This is a genomic window from Parvularcula oceani, from assembly GCF_000733125.1.
Lineage (GTDB): Bacteria > Pseudomonadota > Alphaproteobacteria > Caulobacterales > Parvularculaceae > Parvularcula > Parvularcula oceani.
In genome coordinates this window covers 102,687-129,238 of sequence record NZ_JPHU01000005.1, presented here as the reverse complement: position 1 = coordinate 129,238, position 26,552 = coordinate 102,687, and the positions used below count along the sequence as shown (strand labels likewise).

At 68.3% G+C, this 26,552-nt stretch carries 30 protein-coding genes and 2 riboswitches; of the genes, 16 read left to right on the top strand and 14 right to left on the bottom strand.

Annotated elements, in window-relative coordinates:
• Positions 1 to 32 precede the first annotated feature (32 nt).
• Complete coding sequence (locus tag IE88_RS0107580; protein ID WP_031552449.1) at positions 33 to 1,217, top strand: NAD-dependent epimerase/dehydratase family protein; 1,185 nt, start codon at positions 33 to 35, stop codon at positions 1,215 to 1,217.
• A gap of 7 nt (positions 1,218 to 1,224) precedes the next feature.
• Here IE88_RS0107580 and IE88_RS0107575 read toward each other — a convergent pair whose 3' ends face one another.
• The 5 genes from IE88_RS0107575 to IE88_RS0107550 all read right to left on the bottom strand — a co-directional run bounded on the left by IE88_RS0107575 (position 1,225) and on the right by IE88_RS0107550 (position 5,804).
• Complete coding sequence (locus IE88_RS0107575; protein WP_162178313.1) at positions 1,225 to 2,592, bottom strand: MFS transporter; 1,368 nt, start codon at positions 2,590 to 2,592, stop codon at positions 1,225 to 1,227.
• Positions 2,593 to 2,618: 26 nt separating this feature from the next.
• Positions 2,619 to 3,056, bottom strand: a complete 438-nt coding sequence (locus IE88_RS0107570) for a hypothetical protein (RefSeq protein WP_031552446.1) — start codon at positions 3,054 to 3,056, stop codon at positions 2,619 to 2,621.
• Positions 3,057 to 3,089: 33 nt separating this feature from the next.
• The gene (locus tag IE88_RS0107565; RefSeq protein ID WP_031552444.1) at positions 3,090 to 3,563 is read right to left on the bottom strand and encodes a cytochrome c maturation protein CcmE domain-containing protein; all 474 of its coding nucleotides are present in this window, start codon (positions 3,561 to 3,563) and stop codon (positions 3,090 to 3,092) included.
• A gap of 103 nt (positions 3,564 to 3,666) precedes the next feature.
• On the bottom strand, positions 3,667 to 4,416 hold the full coding sequence (gene ccmC, locus IE88_RS0107555) for a heme ABC transporter permease CcmC (protein ID WP_031552442.1): 750 nt from the start codon (positions 4,414 to 4,416) through the stop codon (positions 3,667 to 3,669).
• A gap of 26 nt (positions 4,417 to 4,442) precedes the next feature.
• The gene (locus IE88_RS0107550) at positions 4,443 to 5,804 is read right to left on the bottom strand and encodes an MATE family efflux transporter (RefSeq protein WP_036766813.1); all 1,362 of its coding nucleotides are present in this window, start codon (positions 5,802 to 5,804) and stop codon (positions 4,443 to 4,445) included.
• 92 nt (positions 5,805 to 5,896) lie between these two features.
• Between IE88_RS0107550 and IE88_RS18130 the strand changes: the two genes are divergently transcribed.
• Positions 5,897 to 6,214 (top strand): hypothetical protein, encoded by a 318-nt coding sequence (locus tag IE88_RS18130; RefSeq protein WP_036766811.1) that lies wholly within the window; start codon positions 5,897 to 5,899, stop codon positions 6,212 to 6,214.
• Between the two features lie 82 nt (positions 6,215 to 6,296).
• Here the strand turns inward: IE88_RS18130 and rpmE are convergent, their stop codons facing one another.
• Both rpmE and IE88_RS0107535 read right to left on the bottom strand, forming a co-directional pair.
• Positions 6,297 to 6,515 carry a 50S ribosomal protein L31 gene (gene rpmE, locus IE88_RS0107540; RefSeq protein WP_031552436.1) on the bottom strand — a complete coding sequence of 73 codons (219 nt, stop codon included), beginning with the start codon at positions 6,513 to 6,515 and terminating at the stop codon, positions 6,297 to 6,299.
• Positions 6,516 to 6,606: 91 nt separating this feature from the next.
• Positions 6,607 to 8,157, bottom strand: coding sequence for a DUF5597 domain-containing protein (locus tag IE88_RS0107535; RefSeq protein ID WP_031552433.1), 1,551 nt, complete (start codon positions 8,155 to 8,157; stop codon positions 6,607 to 6,609).
• A 152-nt stretch (positions 8,158 to 8,309) separates the two neighbouring features.
• Here IE88_RS0107535 and IE88_RS0107530 point away from each other — a divergent pair, with 152 nt between their 5' ends.
• The 5 genes from IE88_RS0107530 (at position 8,310) to IE88_RS0107510 (ending at position 13,489) form a co-directional block, all read left to right on the top strand.
• Positions 8,310 to 9,611, top strand: coding sequence for a cation:proton antiporter (locus IE88_RS0107530; RefSeq protein WP_051881644.1), 1,302 nt, complete (start codon positions 8,310 to 8,312; stop codon positions 9,609 to 9,611).
• Positions 9,612 to 9,627: 16 nt separating this feature from the next.
• Positions 9,628 to 10,635, top strand: coding sequence for a YihY/virulence factor BrkB family protein (locus tag IE88_RS0107525; RefSeq protein WP_036766809.1), 1,008 nt, complete (start codon positions 9,628 to 9,630; stop codon positions 10,633 to 10,635).
• A gap of 101 nt (positions 10,636 to 10,736) precedes the next feature.
• Complete coding sequence (gene thrC, locus IE88_RS0107520) at positions 10,737 to 12,134, top strand: threonine synthase (RefSeq protein ID WP_031552424.1); 1,398 nt, start codon at positions 10,737 to 10,739, stop codon at positions 12,132 to 12,134.
• Positions 12,131 to 12,727: a GNAT family N-acetyltransferase gene (locus IE88_RS0107515; RefSeq protein WP_036766808.1), complete on the top strand. Its 597-nt coding sequence runs from the start codon at positions 12,131 to 12,133 to the stop codon at positions 12,725 to 12,727. The genes thrC and IE88_RS0107515 overlap by 4 nt, the downstream gene beginning before the upstream one ends.
• Positions 12,728 to 12,790: 63 nt before the next feature.
• A complete protein-coding gene (locus IE88_RS0107510) occupies positions 12,791 to 13,489 on the top strand; it encodes an EAL domain-containing protein (protein ID WP_051881642.1) in 699 nt (232 codons plus the stop codon).
• Positions 13,490 to 13,499: 10 nt separating this feature from the next.
• On the opposite strand, the gene IE88_RS0107505 is transcribed toward IE88_RS0107510, so the two are convergent.
• Positions 13,500 to 14,120: a YqgE/AlgH family protein gene (locus IE88_RS0107505; protein WP_081871507.1), complete on the bottom strand. Its 621-nt coding sequence runs from the start codon at positions 14,118 to 14,120 to the stop codon at positions 13,500 to 13,502.
• Between the two features lie 120 nt (positions 14,121 to 14,240).
• Between IE88_RS0107505 and IE88_RS0107500 the strand changes: the two genes are divergently transcribed.
• Both IE88_RS0107500 and IE88_RS0107495 read left to right on the top strand, forming a co-directional pair.
• Complete coding sequence (locus IE88_RS0107500; RefSeq protein WP_031552410.1) at positions 14,241 to 14,720, top strand: peroxiredoxin; 480 nt, start codon at positions 14,241 to 14,243, stop codon at positions 14,718 to 14,720.
• Positions 14,721 to 14,788: 68 nt separating this feature from the next.
• Positions 14,789 to 15,043, top strand: coding sequence for a hypothetical protein (locus tag IE88_RS0107495; RefSeq protein ID WP_156032481.1), 255 nt, complete (start codon positions 14,789 to 14,791; stop codon positions 15,041 to 15,043).
• 18 nt (positions 15,044 to 15,061) lie between these two features.
• Here the strand turns inward: IE88_RS0107495 and IE88_RS0107490 are convergent, their stop codons facing one another.
• Genes IE88_RS0107490 through IE88_RS0107480 form a run of 3 tightly spaced genes read right to left on the bottom strand, consistent with a single transcriptional unit; the run spans position 15,062 to position 17,474 of the window.
• Entirely contained in the window at positions 15,062 to 15,304 is a 243-nt protein-coding gene (locus IE88_RS0107490; protein WP_031552404.1) for a DUF4170 domain-containing protein, read from the bottom strand.
• 11 nt (positions 15,305 to 15,315) lie between these two features.
• On the bottom strand, positions 15,316 to 16,131 hold the full coding sequence (locus IE88_RS0107485) for an inositol monophosphatase family protein (protein ID WP_031552401.1): 816 nt from the start codon (positions 16,129 to 16,131) through the stop codon (positions 15,316 to 15,318).
• A gap of 2 nt (positions 16,132 to 16,133) precedes the next feature.
• Complete coding sequence (locus IE88_RS0107480) at positions 16,134 to 17,474, bottom strand: TldD/PmbA family protein (protein WP_031552398.1); 1,341 nt, start codon at positions 17,472 to 17,474, stop codon at positions 16,134 to 16,136.
• A gap of 113 nt (positions 17,475 to 17,587) precedes the next feature.
• On the opposite strand from IE88_RS0107480, the gene IE88_RS0107475 reads away from it, so the two are divergent.
• The 6 genes from IE88_RS0107475 (at position 17,588) to gcvPB (ending at position 23,513) form a co-directional block, all read left to right on the top strand.
• On the top strand, positions 17,588 to 18,220 hold the full coding sequence (locus tag IE88_RS0107475) for a trimeric intracellular cation channel family protein (RefSeq protein ID WP_031552395.1): 633 nt from the start codon (positions 17,588 to 17,590) through the stop codon (positions 18,218 to 18,220).
• A gap of 52 nt (positions 18,221 to 18,272) precedes the next feature.
• Positions 18,273 to 18,363: riboswitch (glycine riboswitch) on the top strand.
• Positions 18,364 to 18,458, top strand: a riboswitch (glycine riboswitch).
• A gap of 38 nt (positions 18,459 to 18,496) precedes the next feature.
• Complete coding sequence (gene gcvT, locus IE88_RS0107470; RefSeq protein ID WP_031552392.1) at positions 18,497 to 19,630, top strand: glycine cleavage system aminomethyltransferase GcvT; 1,134 nt, start codon at positions 18,497 to 18,499, stop codon at positions 19,628 to 19,630.
• Position 19,631: 1 nt separating this feature from the next.
• Entirely contained in the window at positions 19,632 to 20,000 is a 369-nt protein-coding gene (gcvH, locus tag IE88_RS0107465; RefSeq protein ID WP_031552389.1) for a glycine cleavage system protein GcvH, read from the top strand.
• Entirely contained in the window at positions 19,997 to 20,437 is a 441-nt protein-coding gene (locus IE88_RS0107460; RefSeq protein ID WP_031552386.1) for a VOC family protein, read from the top strand. Before gcvH ends, IE88_RS0107460 begins: the two co-directional genes overlap by 4 nt.
• 167 nt (positions 20,438 to 20,604) lie before the next feature.
• The gene (gcvPA, locus tag IE88_RS0107455) at positions 20,605 to 21,945 is read left to right on the top strand and encodes an aminomethyl-transferring glycine dehydrogenase subunit GcvPA (protein ID WP_031552383.1); all 1,341 of its coding nucleotides are present in this window, start codon (positions 20,605 to 20,607) and stop codon (positions 21,943 to 21,945) included.
• Entirely contained in the window at positions 21,945 to 23,513 is a 1,569-nt protein-coding gene (gcvPB, locus tag IE88_RS0107450) for an aminomethyl-transferring glycine dehydrogenase subunit GcvPB (RefSeq protein WP_031552380.1), read from the top strand. Before gcvPA ends, gcvPB begins: the two co-directional genes overlap by 1 nt.
• 15 nt (positions 23,514 to 23,528) lie before the next feature.
• Here the strand turns inward: gcvPB and IE88_RS0107445 are convergent, their stop codons facing one another.
• From IE88_RS0107445 to IE88_RS0107435, 3 genes are all read right to left on the bottom strand, one after another.
• A complete protein-coding gene (locus IE88_RS0107445) occupies positions 23,529 to 24,083 on the bottom strand; it encodes a hypothetical protein (protein ID WP_031552377.1) in 555 nt (184 codons plus the stop codon).
• Between the two features lie 93 nt (positions 24,084 to 24,176).
• A complete protein-coding gene (locus IE88_RS17250) occupies positions 24,177 to 24,752 on the bottom strand; it encodes an energy transducer TonB (RefSeq protein ID WP_031552374.1) in 576 nt (191 codons plus the stop codon).
• Between the two features lie 124 nt (positions 24,753 to 24,876).
• Positions 24,877 to 25,161: a hypothetical protein gene (locus IE88_RS0107435; protein ID WP_156032479.1), complete on the bottom strand. Its 285-nt coding sequence runs from the start codon at positions 25,159 to 25,161 to the stop codon at positions 24,877 to 24,879.
• A gap of 125 nt (positions 25,162 to 25,286) precedes the next feature.
• Here IE88_RS0107435 and IE88_RS16445 point away from each other — a divergent pair, with 125 nt between their 5' ends.
• Complete coding sequence (locus tag IE88_RS16445) at positions 25,287 to 26,480, top strand: DUF2336 domain-containing protein (RefSeq protein ID WP_031552368.1); 1,194 nt, start codon at positions 25,287 to 25,289, stop codon at positions 26,478 to 26,480.
• Positions 26,481 to 26,552: the final 72 nt, after the last annotated feature.

The window sequence follows — 26,552 nt, the reverse complement described above, 5'->3', positions numbered from 1 at the left end:
AGAGGTCCGGCGGAACAAGAAGGGCGTAAAGCATGCGTATCATGGTCCTCGGCGGCGACGGCTTCTGTGGCTGGCCGACGGCACTGCACCTGTCCGAATTGGGGCATGAGGTGCTGATCGTCGACAATCTGGCTCGCCGGAAGGCCGACGTGGAACTCGAGGTCCAGTCGCTGACGCCGATCGCGTCGCTGTCGGACCGCGTCCTGGCGTGGAAAGAGGTGTCGGGGCGGACGATCGAGACCTCCACGATCGACGTCGCCGAGGACTATGCTGGCCTCCTGGACCTTCTGCAGGGGTGGGCGCCCGATACGGTCGTGCATTTCGCCGAGCAGCGCGCCGCGCCCTATTCGATGAAGTCGAGCTGGCACAAGCGCTACACGGTCGACAACAATCTCAACGCGACCCACAACCTCCTGGCCGCGATCGTCGAGTCGGGGCGCGACATCCATGTCGTCCATCTCGGCACGATGGGTGTCTACGGCTATGGCACGGCGGGCATGAAGATCCCCGAGGGCTATCTCCGCGTGCAGGTCGATGCGGGCGAAGCCGGCATGGTCGAGCAGGAGATCCTCTACCCGGCCAATCCGGGCTCGATCTACCACATGACGAAGACGCAGGACGCCCTGTTCTTCTTCTATTACGCCAAGAACGACCGGCTCAGGATCACCGATCTTCACCAGGGCATCGTCTGGGGCACGCAGACCAAGGAGACGCGCCGCGACGAGCGCCTGATCAACCGGTTCGATTACGACGGCGATTACGGCACCGTGCTGAACCGCTTCCTGATGCAGGCGGCGATCGGCTATCCCCTGACCGTGCACGGGACCGGCGGCCAGACCCGCGCCTTCATCCACATTCAGGACACGGTGCGCTGCGTCGAGCTGGCCATCGCCAATCCGCCCGAGCGGGGCGAGCGCGTGAAGATCCTGAACCAGATGACCGAGACCCGGCGGGTCCGCGACCTGGCGCAGATGATCGCCGACAAGACCGGTGCCGAGATCGACCGCATCCCCAATCCGCGCAACGAGGCGGACGAGAACGACCTCAATGTCGAGAACGCGCAGTTCCTGGAACTTGGCCTCGACCCGGTCACGCTCGACGAGGGGCTGATGGAAGAGGTGACCGAGATCGCCCGCCGCTATGCGGATCGTTGCGACACCCGCCGCGTGCCCTGCCGTTCCTATTGGAATAGCGGGCGCGAAGCCGGAACGTCCTGAACCCGGCCTATTTGGCGGGAACGGGGCTCGATGCCGGGCCGGATGCGCCGCCCTGCCGATGGGCGGCTCTCCGGCGCCACATGAAGACCAGCACCACTCCCTGAAGGACGCCGAGGCCGAGGAACAGCGTGATCGGCGTCAGGCCGATCACGCGCGATGGCGGCACCATCAGGCCCATCGCCGTCGCCATGCCGCCATTGGTCATGTTCTGGGTGCCCAGGACCCGCGCGCGCTCGGTTTCGGGCGCGCGGGCCTGAACGGCGGTCAGGAGCGGGACGACGAAGAAGCCATTGCTCGCCGCCGTCAGCACGATCAGGACCGCCAGCGTCGCGACGCCCGTCGTGACATTCGCGACGAGGCTCGCAGGTTCAGGGCCCGCGCTCGCGGCGAGGTCGAGGCTGACCGCCGTGATGGCGGCAGAGCAGGCCACCGTCGCGGCGAGGCCGAGGCCCGATAGCAGCATGGGGTCCCGCATGCGGGACGCGATGGCGCCCGCCGCGACCGATCCGAGGCCCGTGCCGATGGCGAAGAGCGCCTGGAAGGCCGCGAAATCGCTCGAGACGCCGCCAATGGCTGCGACGAAGTTCTCGAGATTGGCCAGAACGATCGCGCCGACGCCCCAGAACCACCCGACCCCCAGCATGGGCCACAACACGCCGGGCATGCGCGCGACGTCGCGATACATGCGGAGAGCCTGGCTCGCGATGTTCCAGTTCATCCGCGTGAGGCCGGGGGAGGGCGCGGCGGGCGTGCGGAAGGCGCAGAGCAATCCTCCCGCCGCAGCGCCGATCAGGGTCAGGGAGATCAGCGTCCGCCCGCCTTCCAGCGCGACCAGGACCGCGCCCGCCGCGAGCCCGAGAACGATCGCGATGAGCGTGACGCCCTGGAAATACCCATTGGCCCGCATCAGCTCCCGCCCCGGGAAGTATTGCGGCATCATGGCGGCGCGCGTGGGCGCGAGGAACGCCGACTGCACGCCCATCAGGAACAGGAAGAGCAGGAGGCCGTAGGCATTGCCGGCGGCGAAGAAGACGGCGGCGGCGAGCATCAGCAGGACCTCGGCCGTCTTGACCCAGCGGATGAGGACGTGCCGGTCGATGCGGTCCGCGAGCTGCCCGGAGATCATCGAGAACAGGAAGATCGGGGCGGTGAAGCACAAGCCGACCCAGGTGCCGGCCTCGCTGGCGAGGAAGACGGGCACGTGGAAATCGTCGCCTGCCGCGGCGCCCGCCCGCCAGGCGCTCGCAATGGCGACGATGGCGGCGGCGCGCAGCGCATTGTCGGCGAAGCTGCCGAGCGACTGCGCGCCCAGAAGAGACCAGAAGCGGCGCGCCCGCAGCATCGGACGCGACAGGTCCAGGGCGGGGGCGGACATGGACATCATGCGCGGGCCGCCCGGTCTCAACGTCCCGAAGCGAGCGTGCTTGCGAGGGCATCGTCCTCGAAGAGCTCGATCAGGCCGAGCGCCCGGACCAGATCGGCGTCGATACCCTGTTCGAGGAGGAAGGCATCGACCAGGATGTCGAAGCCCTGATCGAGCTCGCACCGCGCCGCGACGGCGCGCGCTTCGGGCAGCACGCGTTCGCGGAAGTCGCTCGCCACATGCCGCAGATCGCTTCTGGCGGAGGCGAGGGCCAGCGCGGTGTAGACGTCCGGCCTCTCGTCGAGATCGTTCCGCAGCGTGTTGAGCCGCCGGACGGGCCCGCGATTGCGCCGGGCGAAATCACGCTGAAGCTGCTCCGAGCGGTATTCGAACCAGTCGCGCGTGCAGGCGTCTCGCGGCGCGGTGGCGCAGGCGGAAAGCAGAAGCAGCCCCAATGCGGCGGTGATCCGGATCATGTCCTGTCCCTTCGGTCTTGAGACAGGCTAGCGTCAACGCCGCTTGTCCGCCACGTAGTCTTCGTAGCGGCCGGTGGCCTTGAGGGCATCGGCGACTTCGGGGGCCATGTAGACCTCGTCATGGCGGGCGGCGACGAGTTCGGCCACGAAAACACCCTCCCGGTCGAGCGTTCCCGTGACGACCGCCCCGTCGCCTTCGAGAACGAGGCTCGGCAGCAGGCCATCGAAGCGCACCGGCACGGTCGCCTCGCCATCCGTGAGAGCGAAGCGCACGGCCGTTCCCTCCTCCTGGAGCAGGGATCCTTCCGCCACGAGACCGCCGAGCTTGACCGTGCGCCCGCCGATCTCCGACGCGTCCGGCAGCTGCGAAGGCGCATAGCTGTAGACTTGGGTGCGGGTGATCGCGGCGAGAGCGAGCGCGGTCGCGCCGGCGAAGGCCGGCAGGACCAGGCCCAGAATCAGAGCCCGCCTCTGACGGCGGCGATAGGGCGTGCGCTTCTTGCTCATCGCCCGCTCCGGCGGCTCTGGAAGAGGGCATGGAGCGTCATGCCGCCCAGGAGCCCTGTGGAGAGGAGCCAGGCGGCCGCGATATAGGGGGCGGGATCGACCGTCACGCGGCAGGCTCCAGAACGGCTGTGGAGGGCGCGCGCGCAGGGCGGCCCTGCGCCTTGCGGCGGGAGAGGGCGGTGCGCATCCTCAGAAGAAGGACAAAGGCGAACAGGGCGGTATAGCCGAGCGCCATCAGCGCCAGCGGCCACAGCATGGAGGCGGGCATGGAGGGGCCGTCGGGCCGGATCACCGTCGCCTTCTGGTGCAGCGTGTCCCACCACTCGACCGAGAACTTGATGATCGGCAGGTTGACCGCGCCGAGCATTGCCAGAAGCGCGGCCGAGCGCGCGGCGGCCGCTTCGTCCATCACCCGCCAGATGGCCAGATAGCCGATATAGAGGAAGAGGAGGACCAGCATCGATGTCAGGCGCGGGTCCCAGTCCCACCACACCCCCCAGGTCACGCGGCCCCAGAGACTGCCTGTGGCGAGCGCCAGGAAGGTGAAGGCGAGCCCGAGCGGCGCCGCCTCGCGCGCGGCGAGATCGGCCAGCCTGTGCCGCCAGACGAAACCGACGAGAGAGGCGATCGCGAGCAGCGCATAGGTCTGCATGGCGAGCCAGGCGGCGGGCACGTGGACATACATGATGCGCACGGATTCGCCCTGGCGATGATCGGGCGGCGAGCCGAAGAAGGCGAGATAGCTGCCGACCCCCAGGAGCAGCAGCATGGCGATGCCGAAGACCGGCACGAGCGGCCGGCTGACGGCGAGGAAGCGCGCAGGGTTCGCGAGCTGTGTGAGCGGGTTCGGCATGAAAGGCATCTAGGCGCAATCCGCCCTCAGGTTAAGGCGTCCGCTCGCCGCGCCGTGAGCGGCGCGAAACCGGGCCAGAAGGCGAGGAGGGTGACGGCCCGCGCCAGCATGAAGAGCCCGAAGGCCATCCACAGGCCGTCATTGCCCAAGGGGCCGGGCAGGGCGACCATGCCGAGAACGAAGACGAGCCCGGACAGGATCATGCCGTTGCGCAGGGCGCTGCCGCGCGTGGCGCCGATATAGATTCCGTCGAGCTGGAAGGACGCGGCGAGCACCAGCGGGCTGACCACGGCCCAGGGCAGATAGCGCATCGCCGCCTCGTGCACGGCCTCGTTCTCCGCCGCCGGGATGATCGTTTCGACCACGAAACCGCCGAAAAGGAGGAGGAGCGCGAACATGGCGAAGGCGCCGAGCGCGGACAGCATGCTCGTCGCGCGCACGGCCGCAGCGAAGCGGTCTTTGGCGCCCGACCGCGCGCCGAGGGCCTGCCCGACCAGCGTTTCCGCGGCGATGGCGGCACCGTCGAGGAACAGGCCGGTGACCAGCACGATGTGCATGAGAGCCTGGTTGGCCGCGAGCACGGTATCGCCGAAGCGGCCACCGGCGCGCACGAAATAGGCGAAGACGACCGACAGGATCAGCGTGCGCAGGAAGATGTCCGCGTTGAGCGAGGCGACCCCGCGCAGATTCTCGTTCATCCGCCGCAAGATCCAGTCCCGCCGGATGCCGCCGCGTAGGTGCAGCACCCGAAGAATGCCCAGGGCGAGCAGAAGGGCACCCGTCCCCTCCGCGAGCGCCGTGCCGAGGGCGATCCCTTCGACGCCCATGCTGAATTCGAGAACGAAGAGGATGTCGAGGCCCGCATTGAGCGCGGTGATGGACAGGCTGACCGCCATCATCGCCGCCGTCCGGCCCTGGCCTGTCAGCCAGCCGAAACCGGCGGTGGTCATCAGCGCGAGCGGCGCGGCGAACAGCCGGATCTCGATATAGGACCGCATGGCCTCGACAGCCTCTGCCGAGGCGGCATTCCCCGCCGTCATGGCATAGGCGGAGAGATCCGCGATCGGCGTGCGCAACACGCAGAGGACGAGGCCGATCATGCCGCCGAGGACGACGCCCTGGACCAGATGCGCGCGGCTGCCCGCCTCGTCGCCGCGGCCCTCGGCCTGCGCCGTCAGGCCTGCCAGCCCCATGCGGAGGAAGCCGAAGGACCAGTAGAGAAGCGAGAAGACCGCGCCCGCCAGCGCCACGCCCGCGAGATCCGCCGTCGAGCCGCCGCGCGTCAGCACGGCCGTGTCGATCAGGCCGAGCAGGGGCGTGACGATCGCCGCCAGGCTAGCTGGCCAGGCGATGCGGAACGCGGAGCGGAGTGTGGGAAGAGAGCTCACGACAGGGCAGCTAGCAGGCGGGGGCGCAGACGTCTCGGACCGATCATGCCGCGGACGTGTTGGTGCCTCGGATAACGAGAGGAGCGACCTTGATGTTCGACAGCAGGAATGAATGGCCGGTTCTGACGCTGGGCGTCCTGGCCGTCGGCGCCGGTATCGCGGCGGCCCTCATCTATCGGGAGCGCCAGCGGCAGGAAGAGCAGGCCCATGGCTATCTGCCGCGCAGCCGCGGCGCAGCGCCGGCCTATGCGAGAGGCGTCGCGGCCGGATCGGGCGGGCGCGGCACCTATGGCGAGTTCCGCCCCGCCGGCCAGTCGAGCATGCGGGACCGGGACCGGAGCGACTGGGACTCGGTCGACGAGGAACTCGACGAGACGTTCCCGGCAAGCGATCCGCCCGCGAATTACTGATGCGGCCTGCCAGGCTGCCATAGAAGAAAGGCGCGGGGGCTGCCCCCCGCGCCTTTTCTCGTTCCGGCAGTGCGTCCGGCCTTCAGAGGCCGAAATTGCCGAACTTGTTCTTGAACTTCGACACGCGGCCGCGATCCGACAGCTTCTGCGGACCGCCGGTCCAGGCCGGGTGGCTGGCCGGGTCGATGTCGAGGTTGAGCGTCGCGCCTTCGGACCCGTAGGTCGAACGCGTCTGGAACGTGCTGCCATCCGTCATGGTGACGGTGATCATGTGATAGTCGGGGTGAATGTCTTTCTTCACGGGAAGGCCTCGCGGGAGAATCTCGAACGCGGGCCTCTAGCGGAGGTCCGGCCGTTCGGCAAGAGCGCGGAAAGGCCTTCCGGCGCCCTGCTCAATCATACGAATAGAGGCGCACGCGCTGCAGCGTGAACCCGTCCGGCGGCAGCCGGACATGGCGGCCCTGATGGGTCTGGTCACCATTCATGCGGCGCAGGGCGACGAACCGGCCATCCTCCATCCGGCCGGAATCGGCCGCTTCGATCCCGGCTTGTCCCTCTTCGCGCGCGAAGGTCAGCGTCGCCCCCCGCCCCGCGGCGAGGAATTCCGAGGGGCCCGTGGCGATGAGCATCACTCCGTGCGCTGCGGGGGTCTGCGCTTCGAGCGGCGTCCAGGGGTCCTTGAAGGTCGCTGTCACCTCGTAGTCGCCTATCGTCACCGTCTGCGGCGTAAGGTCGATGTCGCCGCCGAAGGAGACGGACGGCTTGAGGCCATGCAGCGCGTCGGTGCCCTGCGTCCCGAGGATTAGGTCCTCGAGCGAGGCGACGAGGCGATAGGCCTCTCCCAACGAGTGGTCCTCCGCGATATCCTCGATCGAGAAGGGCGAGAAGCCGATGGCGTCAAGAGCGCCGACAGCCCAAAGCATGTCTGCCCCGGCCTCCTCGCGGCCCGCGCGGTTGGCCTCCGGTATGAAGACGGCGTTGCCCTCATAGTCATAGGGCGCCACGCGCTCGACTAAGCTTTCGAAATAGATGTCCGGCGCGAGGAAATCGATCGCCGGGGCCGTCGCCTCCCAGATGCCGAAGAGATGTTCGAGCGGGCCGCCGGAGGGATAGGCGCCCGGTTCGGCGCCCGGCCGGTTCAGGGCGGCATTGACGAAGAGGGGAAGGTCATAGGCTTCGAGGCCGGCCTCGGCGACGGCGTTGGCATAGCGGGCGAGGCCCCAGGCGCTGAAGAGCTCTTCGCCCTCGGGCGTCTCGCCCACTGCGGCGCGCCAGCTGCCACCTTCGACGCCAGGCAGGCCCGCGGGCGGCGGCGCTGCGAAGGCGGCTTCGGCCTCCGGCGAATGGTCCCGCGCGTCCGGCAGCATGCCGAGCTCGTTCTCGACCTGCACCATGATGACCGTCCGCTCGCGATTGTCGGTGTTCCGCAGATGCGCCATCAGCGCGCGGAACGCTTCCGCGTCGGCCTGCCAATTCGCCGGCGCGTATGGCGAGAGGATCTCCTGCGGCGTGCCGTCCGCCGCCTCGGCGCGGGGGAAGCGGTCCGGATCCCGCTTCACCCATGAGGGCGCATAGCTCGACATCGAATTCTTGTACGAGCCGAACCACAGGAGGACGAGCTTCATCTTCGCAGCGCGCGCCTGCTCGAGGAGGCCGTCGACGGAAGAGAAGTCGAACACGCCCTCCTCGGGTTCGATCAGCTCCCAGGAGACCGGTGCGAGGACCGTGTTCATGTCCACCGCCTCGAAGGTCTCCCAGTGGGCGGCGAGCGCATCGAGGTCGGAGGCGGTCGAATTGCCCAGTTCACCGCCCCGGATCAGGAAGGGCTTGCCGTCGACGTGAAGCTGGACCGCCTCGCCCTTGGCGACGAGCGACGGCGCCTGCGCGAGGGCGGAGGAGAGCGGGAGGAGGGAAGCGAGGAGGATGGCGACGGAGAGGGGCATGCGGACATGCCTAGCCGAAGGCTCCGCGGCCCACCACCGACCGCCACGCAGGCAAGGACCGGGCAAGAGCGGGCGGACCGATCGCCGCACGCATCGTCCTCTGCCCGATGCGCTCTAAATGGGGTCGGCCAACAACGCCTGCCTGGAGCAAGATGCCCGACTTTCTGACGCTCGACATCAAGGACATCTTCTACATCGCCGGCGGGACAGCCTTCTTCGGGCTGACCTTCCTGCCGCTCCTTCAGCAGAGCCGCTTCGTGAGCGTGCCGACGATCTACGTCATCGCGGGCGCCTTGCTGGCCCTGTCGCCCTTCGCGCTTCCCTTCATCGACCCGCGCCATGGCGGCCTCGAACTGGTCGTGATCGAGCATCTGTCCGAACTGGTCGTCATCGTCTCGCTCGCAGGCGCGGGCCTCGCGGTCGACAGGCCGACGGGCGTGAAATCCTGGGCCTCCACCTGGCGCCTCCTCGGAATCGCCATGCCGCTGACGATCGTGGGGATCATCGGCCTGGCGAGCGGGCTTCTGGCGCTTCCGCTCGCCACCGCCGTACTCCTCGCCGCCGTCCTGGCGCCGACCGACCCGGTGCTCGCCCGCTCCGTGCAGGTCGGCGCGCCGGGCGAAGAGGAGGAGCACGAGGTGCAGGTCGCCCTGACGGCCGAGGCCGGGCTCAATGACGGGCTCGCTTTTCCCTTCGTCTATCTGGCGCTCGGCCTCGCCGCGCTCGGCGTGGAAGCGAGCTGGGGCACCTTCGTCGCGTCGGGCGATCTGTGGCACTGGATCGGCTACGATCTCGTCTATCGTGTGGGAATGGGCGTCGCGACGGGCGTTCTGGTCGGCTGGGGGCTGTCGCGCATCATCTACTCCCCGTTCGGGGACGCGGAGCAGGACGGGAGCAATGCGGGGCTGACCGTGATGGCCGGCACCTTCCTCGCCTATGGCCTGACCGAAGCGGTGAGCGGCTATGGCTTCCTCGCCGTCTTCGTCTCGGCGCGCGCCTCCCGCTCCTATGCCCGCCGCCGCCGCAAGGAGGGGTACGAGAAGCAGCCGCACCACTTCGCGGACCAGATGGAAGGGCTCCTCATGGCGCTCCTTCTTTTATGGTTCGGCGGCCTCCTCGCCACGGGCATCGTGACCGATGCCAGCGTCACCGAATGGCTCTTCGCGATCCTCGTGATCTTCGTGATCCGGCCGGTGAGCGGGCTGGTCTCCATGATCGGCAAGCCGCTGCGCCCGATCGAGCGCGGCGCGATCGCCTTTTTCGGAATAAGGGGCATGGGATCGATCTTCTATCTCTCCTACGCCCAGAACCATGCCGAATTCGCGGCCATCGGCGTTGCGTGGCGCGTGGCGGCACTGGTGGTGCTGATCTCGATCGTGGTTCACGGCGCGACGGCGAGCATGGTGATCGGGGAGGCAAGAGAGCGGGCGGCGCTGGAACCGGGCACCGCATGATCCTGTTTCCCTGACCATGGAGCCCATCAGAACGACGCGCGCAGGCACGACCGACGGGGACCTCGCGCAGGGACGCGGGCGCCACGCCGAGGCGCCGCAGGATATTCCCCTCAAGGGATGGTTCGATGTCCTCCGCCGCTTCGGCGCCGGTTTCCTCGACGATCACACGGCCTTGGTCGCGGCCGGCGTGGCCTATTACTCGCTGCTCGCGCTGTTTCCAGCCATCGTGCTCTTCGTCTCCCTCTACGGCCTCATCGCCGATCCGACGCAGGCGGCGGAGCAGGCGATCAAGCTGGCGACCATCCTGCCCGAGGAGGCGTCCGAATTCCTCTACCGGGAAATGATCCGCCTCGCGGACGCGCCGATCTCCAATCTCGGCGTCGCCTCGCTCGCCAGCCTCGCCATTGCCTTCTGGGGCTCGAACCGGTCGGTCAAGGCGCTCTTCGAGGCGCTCAACATCGCCTATCAGGAGAAGGAGCGGCGCAACCTGCTGCGGATCAACCTTCTGGCTTTCGCCTTCACCGCCGCCTTCATCTTCTTCGGCTTTCTGACCGTGGTGCTGGTCGTCGCCGTCCCGCCGCTGCTCGACGCGCTCTATCTGCCCGGTGCGGTGGGGACCGCGCTGTCTCTGCTGCGCTGGCCGATCCTGTTCGGCGGCATGGTGCTTGGCACCTCGCTCCTCTACAAATTCGGGCCCCACAGGGCCCAAGCCCGCTTCGCCTGGGTCGGGTGGGGCAGCGTGCTGGCGGGGCTCCTCTGGCTTCTCGCCTCGGCCCTCATCTCCTGGTACGCGGCGAGTTTCGCGGACTTCAACAAGACCTATGGCTCGCTGGGTGCGGTGGTCGTCCTGCAGATCTGGATCTGGGTGACGGCGCTGGTCATCATCACGGGCGCGAAGGTCAACGCCGAGGCCGAGCATCAGACCGCCGTGGACACGACGACGGGCCCGCCGGAACCGATGGGGCGGCGCGGCGCCATCGTCGCGGATACGCTCGGCCGGACCTGGGGGAAGAAGAAGGATTGAGCCGCGCATGCTTGCCCAGCCGGGCGGGAGCGGCGAGGGTGACCTCCGGCAATATCCGCGGCTGAACCGCTTCCCCGAAGGCGCAGGACGATCCCATGGGCATGAACTACCTGTCGACCCGCTCGCTCGAGCCCGGAACCTCCCGCTTCGGCGAGGTTGTGCTTCGCGGCCTCGCGGCGGATGGCGGCCTCTACCTGCCCGTGCAGTGGCCCCGGCTCGGCGAAGCGCAGGTGGAAGGGCTCCGCGGGAAGCCCTATGCGCGCGTGGCCGCGGAGGTCCTGTCCCTCTTCGCCGACGACCTTCACGGCAGCGATATCCGGGCGGTGACCGCCGAGGCCTATGAGGGGTTCGGCCATCCGGCCGTCGCGCCGCTCGTCCAGACGGGTCCTGACGATTTCCTGCTGGAGCTCTTCCACGGCCCGACCCTCGCCTTCAAGGACGTGGCGATGCAGCTCCTCGGGCCGCTCTTCGACCGCCTCCTCGCCGAGCGGGACCGGACGATGACCGTGGCCGCGGCGACATCGGGCGATACGGGCGGTGCGGCCATCGCGGCGCTTTCGGGACGGGAGCGCGTGCGGATCTGCGTGCTGCACCCTCACGAGCGCATCTCGGAGGTGCAGCGGCGCTTCATGACGACCACCGGCGCGCCCGGGGTGGAGAACCTCGCGGTTCAAGGCACGTTCGACGACTGCCAGGGCCTCGTCAAAGACATGTTCGCGGATGAGGCGTTCCGGACGGCGGTATCGCTCGGGGCGGTCAATTCCATCAACTGGGCCCGGATCGTCGCGCAGTCGGTCTACTATCTGACATCCTCTCTCGCCCTCGGCCAGGCGGGCCGGCCCATGTCCTATTGCGTGCCGACCGGGAATTTCGGCGACGTCTTCGCGGGCTATGTCGCCAAGCGCATGGGCGCTCCGATCGGCCGCCTCATCGTGGCGACCAATGACAACGACATCCTGGACCGCGCCTTGCGGACCGGACGGCACGAGCCGCGCGCCGTGCAGGCGACGCATTCGCCCTCCATGGACATCCAGGTCTCCAGCAATTTCGAGCGGCTCCTCTTCGAGGCCTCCGGACGGGACGCGGAACTCGTCACGCGGCTGATGACCGCCCAGCGCGCGGGCGAGGCGTTCGGCCTGCCCGAATCCGTCCGCGCCCGCATTTCCGAAGAATTCTCCTCCTACCGCGCCGGCAGCGAAGAGGTCGCCGATCGCATGCGCCGCGCCTTCGAGGAGACGGCCATGCTGATCGATCCGCATACGGCCGTCGGTCTCGTCGCCGCCGACAAGGCGCGGGCGGAGGGGCTCGAAGGGCCGCTCGTCACGCTCGCCACCGCGCATCCGGCGAAGTTTCCGGGCGCGGTCGAGGCCGCCACCGGCCGCATCCCGGCACTGCCGCCCCATGCGGAGGGGCTGATGGCCGCCGAGGAGCGCTTCGAGGTCGTCCCGCCCCGCCTCGAAGCCGTCCAGCGGGCAGTGCAGAGACTGGCGGGAGCATGATCGGCGGCCTGTTGCGGCGGTTCTCCCCGGCACCGCGTCCCGACCTCGTCTGGGAGCCTGTCTATCTTCGGGCCCCTGACCATTCGGATTACAGGGCCTGGCACGCCGCCATGTGCGAGGGGCGCGAATACCTCCAGCCCTGGCAGCCGCGCTGGCCCTCAGATCACCTCACCGAAGCCGCCTTCACGCGCCGGCTGATCCTCTACGAAGCCCAGCGCGAGCGGGGGAGCGGCTTTGCCTGGCATGTCCGGACCGTGCAGGATGACCGCTTCGTCGGCACCTGCCGCCTGGCACCGGTCTATTACGGCTCGGCCCGCTCGGGCACGCTCGGCTATTGGATCGCGCAGGAGGAGGCGGGGCAGGGTTTCGCGACCGCCGCCGTGCGGGCCGCCTGCGCCTATGCCTTCGGCCGCCTCGCCCTCGAACGCATCGAGGCGTCCTGCCTGCCGGAGAACGACGCCTCCATCCGCGTGCTGGAAAAGGCGGGCTTCCGGCGCGAGGGGCTGGCGCGGGCCTATCTCGAGATCGACGGGCGGCGGCGCGACCATGCGCTCTATGCCCGCTTGCGATCCGATCCGGTCTCCGCGGCCTGAGCGGGTTGCACGCCTCTTGCGAGGCATCCACCCTCGCGCCCGGCAGGATGGAAGGCGGCAAGCATGACGCGTCTCATGGCGTGGTTCCAGCCGATCGTTCGGCTGCAGGACCGCCGGATCGCGGGCTATGAAGCTCTCGCAAGGCAGCGCTCCCCGGCCGGCCATGTCGAGCCGCCGGGCGCTTTCGTGCCGCAGATGGTCGAGAACGGGCGGAGCCTCGATCTGGCCATGTGGATGATCGGCGAAGCCGGCGCGCTGCTGGCGAAGCTGAATGCGGGGCGGGACGCGCCGCTCTTCGTGACGGTCAATCTGTCGGCCGCCGACCTGCCGGATCGCCGCGTGGCCGAGACGGTCGCTGCGACGGTGAAGGATTTCGGCCTGTCGGCGGGCGCATTGGTCATCGAGGTGACCGAGGACCGGCTGCATGGCTCCTACGAGGCGGCGCTCGCATCCGCAGAGGCGGTCAGGGAAGCGGGCGGCCGCCTGGCGCTGGACGATTTCGGCACGGGCCACTCCAATCTCGCGCGGCTCGGCGCCTTCCGCTTCGACCTCCTCAAGACCGATGCGGAGCTGGTCGAACGCCTGCACGCGGATCAACGCGTCAGGAGCGTGTTTTCGGGCATCGTGTCGACGGCCGATGCGCTGGGCATTCCGGTCATCGCCGAGGGCATCGAAAGAGAGGAGACAGCCGAAATCCTGGCCGCGCTCGGCTGCGCCTACGGCCAGGGCTACCTCTTCGGCCGTCCCGCCGCGGCAGGGTGACCGGCGGGGCCTAGTTCGGCAGCGGCGCGCCGCCTTCGCGCGGACCCGCATCGAAGGCGGAGAGGAGCGCCTCGCTCACGCCGATCGAATCGAGCGCCGCGTTCCAGGTGCTGTCCGGATTGTCGCCGAAGATGAGCGACGGGTCGCCATCGGCGTCGAGCCAGTAATTCTGCTTGATCTCGTCATCGAGCTGGCCCGCATCCCACGAGGCATGCCCCATGAAGAGGACGGCATCGCGCGGCCCTTCATCCTCGTTCACGGCCAGAAGGGCAGGGCGCGTCGCGGTGAGGCCGATGCCGGGGGCGACCAGCAGCGTCTCGTCGCTCTGATAGTCGAGCGAGTGCAGCAGGGCCCCGCGCTGCATGTCCACCGGGCCGCCGAAATGGACCGGCCGGGTCAGGGCGGCGGGCGAAGGGGTGATCGACATCTCGGAGACGATATCCGCCATATAGAGCCCGCCGATCGGCTTGTTCACGATCACGCCAAAGGCATGCTCTTCGTCATGGCTGCAGATGAGGACAACCGATTGGGCGAAGGGCCCTCCGTCCAGCTGCGGCATCGCAACGAGAAAGCGCCCGGCGAGGCCGCTTCCCGGTTGACCTTGCGGGTCGATGAAGGATGTGACTGCCATGGAAGAAAGTTAGGCAGCGCAGCAGGGGAAACAAGCGCTCCCTTTCCACCGCACGCGCCGCTTTACCTCAACAATAGGACAGGGCAGGGGATGCTCCGAGCATCAATGGAGCGACGGCCGATGATCAAGCAAGGCGACAAGCTGCCCGAGAAGACGCTGATGAAGGCGACGGCGGACGGGCCGGAACCCGTTGAAACGGCCGAGCTTTTCGGCGGCAAGAAAACGGCGCTCTTCGCCGTGCCGGGGGCGTTCACCCCGACCTGCTCGGCCCGCCACCTGCCGGGCTTCATCGAGAAGGCCGACGACCTGCGCGCCAAGGGGATCGATCAGATCGTTTGCGTCTCGGTCAACGACGCATTCGTGATGAGGGCCTGGGGCGAGCAGTCGGGCGCCACGGACGACATCGTCATGCTGGCCGACGGCAATGGCGAATTCACCGAAGCGCTCGGCCTCGTCATGGACGGAGCCTCCTTCGGAATGGGCAAGCGGTCGCAGCGCTACGCCATGGTGGTCGAGGACAACACGGTGAAGCGCCTGGACGTCGAGGAGGGCGGCGCCTTCGAGGTCTCCTCCGCAGAACACATGCTCTCGCAGTTGTAAGCGTTTCGCGGCATTGGTCGCAGGGGGCGAGACTTCCCAAGTCGCTTCGTGTTTGTCAGGATATGCAGATGACGGCTCTGACGATCCCGACTTCGCCCCCGCGCCCGCTTCAGCTGCGGGCCGCTCCGCATCTTGCGGGCGCGAGCCTGCCGCCCGCGCTCCGCACCGTCGGAGCGCTCGCGCTGCTTCTGGCCGCCGTGGCGGTCACGGGGCTCCTGCTCGTGGCCTTCGCCGTGGTCATGCCGGTGGCCCTGCTGGTCGCGGTCGTCGCGGGCCGGAAGCCTCGGGGCGAGCGCCGCGGCTGGCGCCCCGCCCCGGCCTGATCCACTCAGCCCAGCAGGTCAGCCCAGCAGGCCGTCGCCGTCCGGGTCGAGGAAGCGGTGCAGGTGCACGATGAAATAGCGCGTATGCGCGCTGTCGACCGTCTGCTGCGCCTTCGATCGCCACGCCTTCTCGGCGCTGTCGTAATCGGGAAAGATGCCGACGACGTCGATCTTGTCGGTGTCGCGGAACCGCGCCTCGGCGGGGCTGGTAAGCTCTCCGCCGAAGACCAGGTGAAGAAGCTGGGGTTTGTCTTGCGCCATCGGAATGCGTCCTAGAGGTCGAGGGTGCGAAGGTCGCCCGGCAGATGGGCGAGCCGGGGAAGGATGCGCGGATAAAGGCTCGGCGCCGCGCAGACAAGAGCCCTCTGAACCGGCTGGGCTCTGTTATAGACGAAGTCTTCGCCGAGATGGTCGGTCGCGATGGCGCCCGCCTCCTGCGCGATGAGGGCGCCGGGCGCCACGTCCCAATCGGCTTTGGGCACCAGCGCGATCGCGGCGTCGAATGCTCCGGCCGCGACCAGAGCCAGGCGGTAGCTCGTGGAATTGCGGTAGCCGACCGCCATGGGAGGCCAGGAGGCCGGCCAGCCGTCATGGTCGAACATGGACCGCGCGCCGAGCATGCGGCAGTCGTCCAGCTCCGAGCAGATACTGGCCGAGATCCTCACGCCATTGCGGCGCGCCCCGGCGCCGCGGACAGCCTCGAAGAATTCGTCTAGGGCCGGATTGTAGATCGCCGAAGCCAGAGCCTCGCCCCGCTCCACCAGGGCGACGCAGACGGTGAAATGCGGCTTCCCTTCGAGGAAGGCGCGGGTGCCGTCGATCGGGTCGACGATCCAGACCCGCTCCGCCTCGAGCCGCGAGCGGTCGTCGCGGCTTTCCTCGGACAGCCAGCCATAGCCGTCGCCGTCCTCGATCAGCGCCTCGCGCAGGATGTCATTCGCTTCGAGATCGGCGGCGCTGACAGGAGAGCGGTCCTCTTTCTGCCAGCTCTCGACATCGTCGTCGCGGAACCGCGCGAGAACCGCCCGGCCCGCCCGCCTGACGGCCCCGCGCATCCGCTCATGGTCGTCGGCGAGCGGACGCGCCATGCTCAGCTGCCCGCGATCATCATCTCCGCCACGCGCACGGTCGGCGCGTTGCGCGTCCCGCTGCGGCGGAAATCGGAAGCGGGGGTGAGATGACGCCACATCTCCAAGAGGTTTCCGGCGATGGTGATCTCGGCGACCGGATAGGCCGGCACGCCGTCCTCGATCCAATAGCCCGAGCAGCCGACCGAATAGTCGCCGGTGTTGCCGTTGATCTGCGGTCCGAACATGTCGGTGAGGTAGAGCCCTTCGCCGGTGTCGGCGAGGAGCGCCTGAAGGTCCATTCCGCCGGGCTGAAGGTCGAGATTGGTGGCGCCGGAGCCCGGCGCTCCGCCCGTGCCCCGCCGGGCGCGGCCATTGGTGGCCAGGCCGAGCTGATTGGCCTGCGCCGTGTTGAGGAACCAGGAGGTGAGGCGCCCCTGATCGATCAGCGCGATCTTTGCCGGCCGCACCCCCTCGCCGTCGAAGGGGCGGGAGCCGAAGCCGCGGGGGATGAAAGGGTCGTCGATGACGCTGACGCTCTCCTCGAAGAGCTGCTCGCCCATCTTGTCCTTGAGGAAGCTCGTGCCCCGCGCGATGGCCGCGCCGTTCACCGCGCCCGCGAGCGGACCGAGAAGGGAGGCGGCGAGGCGCTGCTCATAGACGACCGGGGCGCGGCGGCTGCCGACCTTTTTGGGGTTCAGGCGGCGGACGGTGCGCTCGCCCGCGGAGCGGCCGATATCCTCGGGGCTGCGCAGGTCCGACAGATAGGTCGCGCCGTGATAGTCGTAGTCGCGCTCCATGCCCGTGCCGCTGCCCGCGAGCAGCGAGACGGAGGTGCCGTGGCTGCCTCCCGTGCTGCTCCCGGCAAAGCCGTGGCTGGTGGCGAGCCAGGACTGGCCATAGCCGTATGAGGCGTTCGCGCCGCCCGAATTCGTCACCCCCTCGACCGCGCGGCCCGCATCGTCGCAGGCGAGAGCCCGCTCGCGCAGGTCGTCGGCGGAGGGCTCAATGCCGTCCGTCATGTCGAGATCGGGCAGGTCGCCCTTCGCCAGAAGCGCCTGGTCGGCGAGGCCGACATGCGGATCCTCGGGCGCGAGCTTCGCCATCATGATCGCCCGCTCGGCCAGCTCGTCGAGCGCGGCGGGGCTGTAATCATTGGTCGAGACGGTGGCCTGGCGCTTACCCACCAGAACGCGCAGGCCGAGATCGCGGTTCTCGGACCGCTCGATCTCCTCCACCTCGCCGAGGCGCACGGCGACGGACTGGCTGATGCTGCGATAGATGAGGGCGTCCGCCGCATCGGCGCCCGCGCGCTTGGCGCGGTCCATGACGGCGGCGAGAATGTCTTCGGGTCTGTCGGTCATGCGCTCGCGGTTAGGACGGGGCCGGGCGAGGTGCAAGCGCGCAGCGGGTTGACAGGAGGCCGCCTCCCGCCTCTTGAGCGCGGCTGCCCCGCACGTTTCGGACCCTTGCCGCCATGAACGAGATCCTCGCGCTCTTCGCCCTCCTCGGCACCGCCGTCTTCGCTGTTTCGGGCGCGCTTCTGGGCCTGCGCAAGGAGATGGATATCGTCGGCGTGTCCTTCGTCGCGACCGTGACGGGCGTCGGGGGCGGCACGATCCGCGACCTCCTGCTCGGCGCGACGCCGGTGGCCTGGGTGCGCGAGCCGACCGTGATCCTTCTGTGCATCGCCTGCGCCTTCGGCGTCTCGCTCCTCAATCGCTGGCTGATCGGACGGCGGATGCAGTGGCTCCTCTATGCGGATGCGGCAGGGCTTTCGCTCTTCGCCGTGCTCGGCGCCTCGACCGCGCTGGCGGCGGAGGCGCATCCCTTCGTTGCGGTCCTCTTCGGCGCGATGAGCGCGAGCTTCGGCGGGGTGATCCGCGACGTGATGTGCGACGAGACGCCCGTCATCTTCAGCCATGAAATCTACATCACGCCCGCCCTTCTGGGCGCCGCCGTCTTCACCTTCGCCCCGTTCGGCCTCGCCTTCGAGCCCCGCGCGGCCCTTGGCGTGATCGCGGCCCTGGCCCTTCGCCTCCTCGCGATCCAGCGCGGCTGGTCCGTGCCCTTTCCGCGCTATGCGCGGCATGACACTTCACCGGATTGACAGGGGGCGGGGGGCGCCTAGTCTCGCGAGCGCCGGAAGCGATTCCGGCATCCCTTCTTCTGCGGGAGACACTGGCCCGAAAGGCCAGGGCCGAAGGCGCAACCGCCCCGGAAACGCTCAGGCAAAAGGACCGCGGCAGGAGACGAGGACAGGCTGGAAAAGGGCCGGCAGGCCCTGCCGAAGGAGCAAGCGCGGCTGCCGCGCGGAATCTCTCAGGCACCGTGACAGCCGGGGACGACGCCTTCGCGACGGAGGCACCGCCCGGAGACACGCGCCTTGACCGATCAGGACCTACAGACCCTCCCTCTCGACGCGCTCCACCGCGAGCTCGGCGGCAAGATGGTGTCCTTCGCCGGCTATTCCATGCCGGTCCAGTACCCGATGGGCGTGAAGGGCGAGCACCTGCATGTGCGCGAGAAGGCGGGGCTCTTCGACGTCAGCCATATGGGGCAGGCCTATCTGTCGGTCGAACAAGGCGAACACGAACAGGTCGCGCGCCTGATCGAGGAGCTGGTGTCCGCCGAGATTGTCAAGCTCGGCAAGGGCCGCATCCGCTACACCGTGCTCCTGAACGAAGAGGGCGGCATTCTCGACGACCTGATGGTCACGCGCCTGCCCGATCAGGACGGCAAGCTGTTCCTCGTCGTCAATGCTGCGGTGAAGGAACAGGATTTCGCGTTGATCGGAGAGACGCTCGGCGGACGGGCCAAGCTCGACGTGCTGGACCGCTGCCTCCTCGCGCTTCAGGGGCCGCTGGCGCACACCGTCCTCTCCGCGCTCGACCCGATGGCGGCGGAGATGCCCTTCATGTCGATGCGCGAGACGCAACTCGACGGCATCCCCGTCATGCTCAGCCGTTGCGGCTATACCGGCGAGGACGGCTACGAGATCTCCGTCGCCAACAGCGATGCCGAACGGCTCGCGCGGCGCCTCCTCGCCCATGACGACGTGGCGCCGATCGGCCTCGGCGCGCGGGATAGCCTGCGCCTCGAAGCCGGGCTCTGCCTCTATGGCCACGACATGACGCCCGAAGACACGCCGGTTTCCGCGGGCCTGAACTTCGCCATCGGCAAGAGGCGGCGGGAAGAGGGCGGCTTCCCGGGCGCCGAGCGGATCATCAGGGAACTGCACGAGGGCACGGACACGCTTCGCGTCGGCCTGAAGCCGCTCGGCCGCGTGCCCGCGCGCGAGGGCGCCGAGGTGCAGTCCGAAGACGGCGAGACCATCGGCAAGGTGACGAGCGGCGGCTTCGGCCCGACCTATGAGGCGCCCGTGGCCATGGGCCGGATCGACACCAAGCATGCCGAGCCCGGAACGAAGGTGCGGATCCTCGTGCGCGGCAAGCCGCTCGAAGCCGAGGTCGTGAAGCTGCCCTTCGTCGAACAGCGCTATTACAGAGGGAAGAAGTAAGATGGCGACCAAATACACAGAGAGCCATGAATGGGTCCGCATGGACGGCGATGTCGCCGTCTGCGGGATCACGCCGCACGCCGCCGAACAGCTCGGCGATGTCGTCTTCGTCGAGCTGCCCGACACCGGCAGGGCCCTCTCCAAGGGCGACGACATGGCCGTGGTCGAAAGCGTGAAGGCCGCGTCCGACGTCTATGCCCCGATTTCGGGCGAAGTCGTCGCGGTGAACCAGGACATCGTGGATGCGCCCGAAAAGGTGAATGAGAGCCCCGATCAGGACGCCTGGTTCGTCAAGATCAAGCCGTCCGACGCCTCCGAACTCGACGGGCTGATGGACGAAGCGGCGTATAAGGCGCATACGGACGAGTGACCCGGCCCCGCTTCCACCTCGCCTTCCCGGTCGATGACCTCGAAGCCGCGCGCGGCTTCTATGGCGGCCTGCTCGGCTGCGCCGAAGGGCGCGAGGTGCCGGGGGAGTGGATCGATTTCGACTTCTACGAGCACCAGATCGTCGCCCATTACGCGCCCGAGGAATGCGGCGCGGCGCAGGCCAATGCGGTGGACGGCAAGGCCGTGCCGGTGCGCCATTTCGGCCTCGTCATGGCATGGGAGCCCTGGGAGGCGCTGCGCGACCGGCTAAAGGATGGCGGCGTGGAGTTCATCATCGAGCCCTATGTCCGTTTCCAAGGGCAGGCGGGCGAGCAGGCGACGATGTTCGTGCGCGACCCTGCGGGAAACGCGCTGGAGTTCAAGGCCTTTCGCGACGATGCCGACGTGTTCCGGAAGACGCTGGGAGGAACGGCATGACGATCCGCCCCGCCTTCCAACCTCTCCCTTGGGAGAGGTCGAAATCTGTGATTTCGGGTGAGGGGCGACCGGCCGCGCCTCGCCCCGCCGCCCATGTCCCTCACCCGAACGCGCTTCGCGCCTTCGACCTCTCCCGAGGGAGAGGTGAGACCCACGGATACTGAGTTATGCGCTATCTTCCCCTGAGCGATGCGGATCGCGCCGAGATGCGGCGGACGGTCGGTGTCGAGACCATCGACGAGCTGTTCTCCGACGTCCCCAAGGACGCGCTGAACCCGGTGCTCGACCTGCCAGACCACAAGGGCGAGCTGGAGGTCGAGCGGATCATGCGCGGGCTGTCGGCGAAGAACCACGCCGCCTCGGACGGGCCGTTCTTCGCGGGCTGCGGCGCCTACAAGCATCACGTCCCGGCGACAGTGGACCACATCATTCAGCGGTCTGAGTTCCTGACCGCCTATACGCCCTATCAGCCCGAGATCGCGCAGGGCACGCTGCAATATCTCTTCGAGTTCCAGACCCAAGTCGCCGAGCTGACCGGCATGGAGGTGGCGAATGCCTCCATGTATGACGGCTCGACGGCCGCAGCCGAGGCGGCGCTGATGGCGCGGCGGATCACCAAGCGCAAGAAGGTGCTCTGCTCTGGCGGCCTCCACCCCCATTACGCTCAGGTGATCCACACCAATTCAGAACTGATCGACGACGAAGTGATCGAGGCGCCGTCTTCTCCGGACGGGCAGGGCTCGATCATGGAGATGATCGACGACCAGACCTCCTGCATCGTCGTTCAGTCCCCGGACGTCTTCGGCCATGTCCGCGACCTCTCCGCCCTCGCCGAGAAGGCGCATGAGCACGGCGCGCTCCTGATCGCTGTCGTGACCGAGGCGGTCAGCTTCGGCCTCCTCAAATCGCCGGGCAGCCAGGGCGCGGATATCGTGGTCGCGGAAGGCCAGTCGATCGGCAACGCCCTGAACTATGGCGGGCCGTATGTCGGCCTCTTCGCCGCGCGCCAGAAGCATGTGCGGCACATGCCGGGGCGCCTCTGCGGCGAGACGGTGGATGCCGAGGGCAAGCGCGGCTTCGTGCTGACGCTGTCGACGCGCGAGCAGCATATCCGCCGCGACAAGGCGACCTCGAACATCTGCACGAATTCCGGGCTCTGCTCGCTCGCCTTCACCGTCCATATGAGCCTTCTGGGCGGCACCGGCCTGCGGCGCCTCGCCATGCTCAACCACGAAGCGGCCTGCAAGGCGGCCGATGCGCTGTCGCAGGTCGAGGGCGTCGAGGTCCTGAACGAGAGCTTCTTCAACGAGTTCACGCTGCGCCTGCCGAAGGACGCGGCCGAGGTGACCGAGGCGCTGGCGCAGCGCGGCATCGTCGCGGGCGTGCCGGGCGGTCGGCTCTGGCCGGGCGAGGACGATCTGGCGAACCTGCTCATCGTGGCGGCGACCGAAGTGACCACTGACGACGATATCGCGGCGCTGAAATCGGCGCTGGAAGAGGTGCTGTGATGGCGATGAACAGCCAGGGCCGCCAGACGCGCGCGGCGAACGAAATGAACGCCGAGGTTTCGACCCATACCGGCAACAAGGCGCTTCAGATCGAGGAGCCGCTGATCTTCGAACGCGGCGCGGAGGGCGGCAGCGGCGTCGACCTGCCAGAGCCCGAAGGCATCATGCCCCGCCTCGGCGGTCAGCAGGCGGAGAGCGCGCCAGAGCTGCCCGGCCTGTCCGAGCCCGAGGCCATGCGGCACTATGTGCGGCTGAGCCAGAAGAACTACGCCATCGACATGGGCATCTTCCCGCTCGGCTCGTGCACGATGAAGCACAATCCGCGCCTCAACGAGAAGACGGCGCGCATGCCGGGTTTCTCCGACATCCACCCGCTCCAGCCCGAAAGCACGGTGCAAGGCGCGCTCGAGCTGATGGATCGGCTCGCAGGCTGGCTCAAGGAGCTGACGGCCATGCCTGCCGTCGCGATGAGCCCCAAGGCCGGCGCGCATGGCGAGCTTTGCGGCATGATGGCGATCAAGGCGGCGCTGGTCGCGCGCGGCGAGGCGGGAACGCGCACCCGCGTCCTCGTGCCCGAATCCGCGCACGGAACGAACCCCGCCACGGCCGCGCAATGCGGCTTCAAGGTCGACAAGCTGCCCGCCGCCGATGACGGCCGGGTGGACCTGCAAGCCTTCAAGTCCAAGCTCGGCCCCGACGTCGCCGGGATCATGGTGACGAACCCCAACACTTGCGGCCTGTTCGAGCGGGACATCCGCGAGATGGCCGACGCTGTGCACGAGGCGGGCGGCTATTTCTATTGCGACGGCGCGAACTTCAACGCCATCATGGGCAAGACGCGGCCGGGCGAGCTCGGCATCGACGCCATGCACATCAACCTGCACAAGACCTTCTCGACGCCTCATGGCGGCGGGGGGCCCGGCTCGGGGCCCACGGTCCTGTCCGAAGCGCTCGCGCCCTTCGCGCCCGTGCCCTTCGTCGTCTCGGACGAGGATGGCTTCCGCCTCGTCGAGACGGCAGCGGGTGAGGGCGAGCAGGCCTTCGGCCGCATGGTCGCCTTCCACGGCCAGATGGGCATGTTCGTCCGCGCCCTGACCTATATGCTCAGCCACGGCAAGGACGGCCTGCGCCAGGCGGCCGAGGACGCTGTCCTCAACGCCAATTACGTCCAGAAGCGCCTGTCGGCAGAGATGACCCCGGCCTTCCCCGGCACCTGCATGCACGAAGCGCTCTTCTCGGACGCTTTCCTGAAAGACACGGGCGTGGGCACGATCGATTTCGCCAAGGCGATGATCGACGAGGGCTTCCATCCGATGACGATGTATTTCCCGCTCGTCGTCTCCGGCGCCATGCTGATCGAGCCGACCGAGACGGAGTCGAAATTCGGCCTCGACCAGTTCTGCGACTCGCTCCTGGCGCTCGCCAAGGAGGCGAAGAGCGGGAATACCGAGCGCTTCGAGGCGGCGCCCGTCTATGCGCCCAAGCGCCGGCTCGACGAGACGCAGGCTGCGCGCAAGCCCGTCCTGCGCTGGCAGCCGGAGATGGCGGAAGCGATGGCGGCGGAATAGCCGCCGCCATCTTCCTTACTGGTCGAGGGCGTCCTCGAGCTGGCCGCGATAGGGCCGCAGGGTGTCGATGTCGTCCTGCGGAACGCTCTTTATCGCGTCCATCATGCGCATGACCGCCTCCATCTGGGCGCGGGCCGAAGGCGGCATCATCGCCATCATCTCGGGCGTGACCTGATCCATCCCGGCCATGTCATCTGGATCCATCTCGGTCGCGAGATAGGCCATCATGATGGCATCCGAGGTCTCGCCCCAATCAGGCAGGCTGTCGAAGCCGTTTTCGAGGATGGCGCTTCTGGCGGCCTGCTGCGCATCGGTCGAGCCGTCGAGGCTGTCCGCGATGCGCGAGAAGATCGTCATCTCGCCGCTCTCGGAGATCATGGCGTTCATGTCGCCCGGCTCGATGCCGAGACCCTCCGAAAGATCCTCGTCCGGATAGCGTTCGGACAGGGTCTCCATCTCCTCCATCACGACAATGAAGTTCTGGACGTCCTCTCCGGAAAAGGACTGGGCGAAGGCCGGTCCTGTCAGCGCGGCGAGCGCTCCGGCGGTGGTGAGCAGGGCGTGTCGCATTTCTCTCTCCCTCATGCGTGCGGGGGCAGGCTATTCCCGGCCCCGGGCGGCACAAAGCCGTGCGCACGCATGTGTGACCGCCAATGGCAGCGCTCAGTTCAGCTCGAATGCGAAGCGCTTGGTCACGCCGCGCTCGATGTAGCCCGCGCCGCCCGCCATGCTCGGCTGATAGCGCCACGCCGCGATCGCATCGAGCGCCGCGCGTTCGAAGCAGCGATGCGAGCTGCCGGTCACCCGCGCATTGGTGACGAGGCCCTGGAGCGTCACGTCGTATTGCACCGTCGCGAAGCCTTCGGCGCCCGAGGACTGGCAGCGCGCCGGATAGGCGGGCGCGAGCGTGACGATCGGCATGAGGCTGGTCGAACCGGCAATGACGACGCCGCCTTCGGCACCGCCGGGCCTCGGAAGAGAGGTCGTCAGCGTTTCTCCTCCGGGCGCAGGGCGGGTGAAGGTGATCTCGACGGGCGCCGGCGCCTCCGGCAGGGCTTTGGGCCGGACGCGTTCGGGCGGGGCGGGCGGCGTGTCCGGCGGAACGAAGGGCAGGACGGGAATGGGCGTCTTGCTGCCGATCGCCACGATGTCCGCAGGCTTGATCAGGCCGTACATCATCGCGAAGAGCAGGGCCGTCGCGATCAACGCGAAGGGCGTGCTGAAGACCAGTCTCGTCATATTCGCCTCCCACCTCAAAGCAGCCTCCACCTGCTGCTCAGGAAGAGGCTAACTCAAGAGGGAGGAGAGGCAAGTCGCCGCAGGCAGGAATGGCATGCTGCACTGCAATGGCTTCAGCGCTTTTCTAGAACTGGAGTTCCTGCTCGCCGAGGTCCTCGGGCCGGGCGGTCGCGTCCTGCCCCGGCTGGCATTGCGCATAGCCCGAGCGCCAGCCGGCCCTATAGCTCGCCTCGGTCTCGAAGAGGGTCTCGTCGCGGAAGGTTTCGGTCGAGAAGCTGGCATTGCGCGCTTCCGCCGTGCGGCACCCATCGCTGATGCCTGCGCCGAAGAAGGGCCCGGAGGCGGCCTCGCTCGTCACGCAGGCGGCGAGCAGCAGTCCCAGAGGGAGCAGGAGATAGCGGCGGCTCATGGAGGTCATCCCGGATAAGGCGAGCGTTCTTCATCCCTTACCGCGCCATGCGGGATCCGGCCATAGCGAAACAGGGCGTTAAGCGGAGCGTGAAAGGATGGCCCGGCGCCGCAAGGAGCGAAAGAATGAGCCAGACCGTGGCGAGCGCGGCGATAGAGCCTCGCGGAACAGATAGCGCCGGATCGACCACGCGCCGGGAGCTTCTCGGCAAGCTGGCCGATGTCCTTGCGCTGCCGACGGGCCGGCAGACGCTGAACGAACGTGCCTTCACGGCCGACATCCTCGGCGCGCTCCTGGCCGGGACCGAGGTGCCAGCACGGATCGACGTCGCCCGGCGGCTGGCCGGCCTGCCGACAGTGCCGCCGAGCCTCCTCCGGCGCCTCCTCCTGGACGAGGCCCCCGTCGCGGCCCCTCTCCTGCGGGAGGTGCCGAACCTTCCCGAGATGCTTCTGGCCGAGGCGGCGGGCATCAGCGCGGAGCATCGCGCGCTGATCGCGGAGCGCGACGACATCACCGGCGCCGTGGCGGACGTGCTCCTGGAGCGGGACGAATCCTCGGTCGCCCTGAGGATCCTCGAGCGCGAGAACCTGGTGCTCTCGCCTCTGCGCCTCGACCATCTGGTGCAGCGCACGCAGCATGACGTGGCCTTGCGCGATCCGCTCCTGAAGCGGCCCGAACTCCAGCCCGCCCAGGGCTTCACCATGTTCTGGTGGTGCGACGCGTCGACCAGGCGCCGCGTCCTCTCCCGCTTTTCGCTGGACAGGTCGGTCCTTCAGGATTCGCTGCAATCGCTCTTCGTCAACGTCTTCACCGATCCCGCCCCCGACCCCCTGGTCAAGAGCATGCTCAAGCTGATCGACCGCAGGCACCGTCCGCGCGGCAAGAACGGCGAGACCGTGACGGTCGAGGTCGTGGAGCGCACCCTCACGGCGGCGCGGGCGCGACCGACCGGGGAGCTCTGCGAAGCGGTCGGCCTCCTTGCGGGCGTGGGCACGGACACGGCGACCCGCGCTCTTCTCGATCCCGGCGGCGAACCCTTCGCGATCCTGTCCAAGAGCGCGGGCGTGTCCCGCAGCGCCTTCTCCGCCATCCAGCGCGATGCCGCGCTGATGACGAGCCGGGAGGCCGAAGGGCCGCATTTCGGCGAGGCGCGCCAGGAGGAGCTCTTGGAAGTCTTCGACAGCATCGCCCGCGACTATTCCCGCACCATCCTGCGCTATTGGGACTGGAGGCCGGAGGCGGCCGCGCCGGCGCGGCCCCGTGCAGAAGTGCGCAAGGCGCCTCAGGGCGAGAGCGAAGGCTATCTGGGCGCGATCTGAGGCGCTGTAGAACGCGCAAGCCGCTGATTTCGATAGATTTTGCAACCATTCGCGGGCGATCTCGCGGGGCGG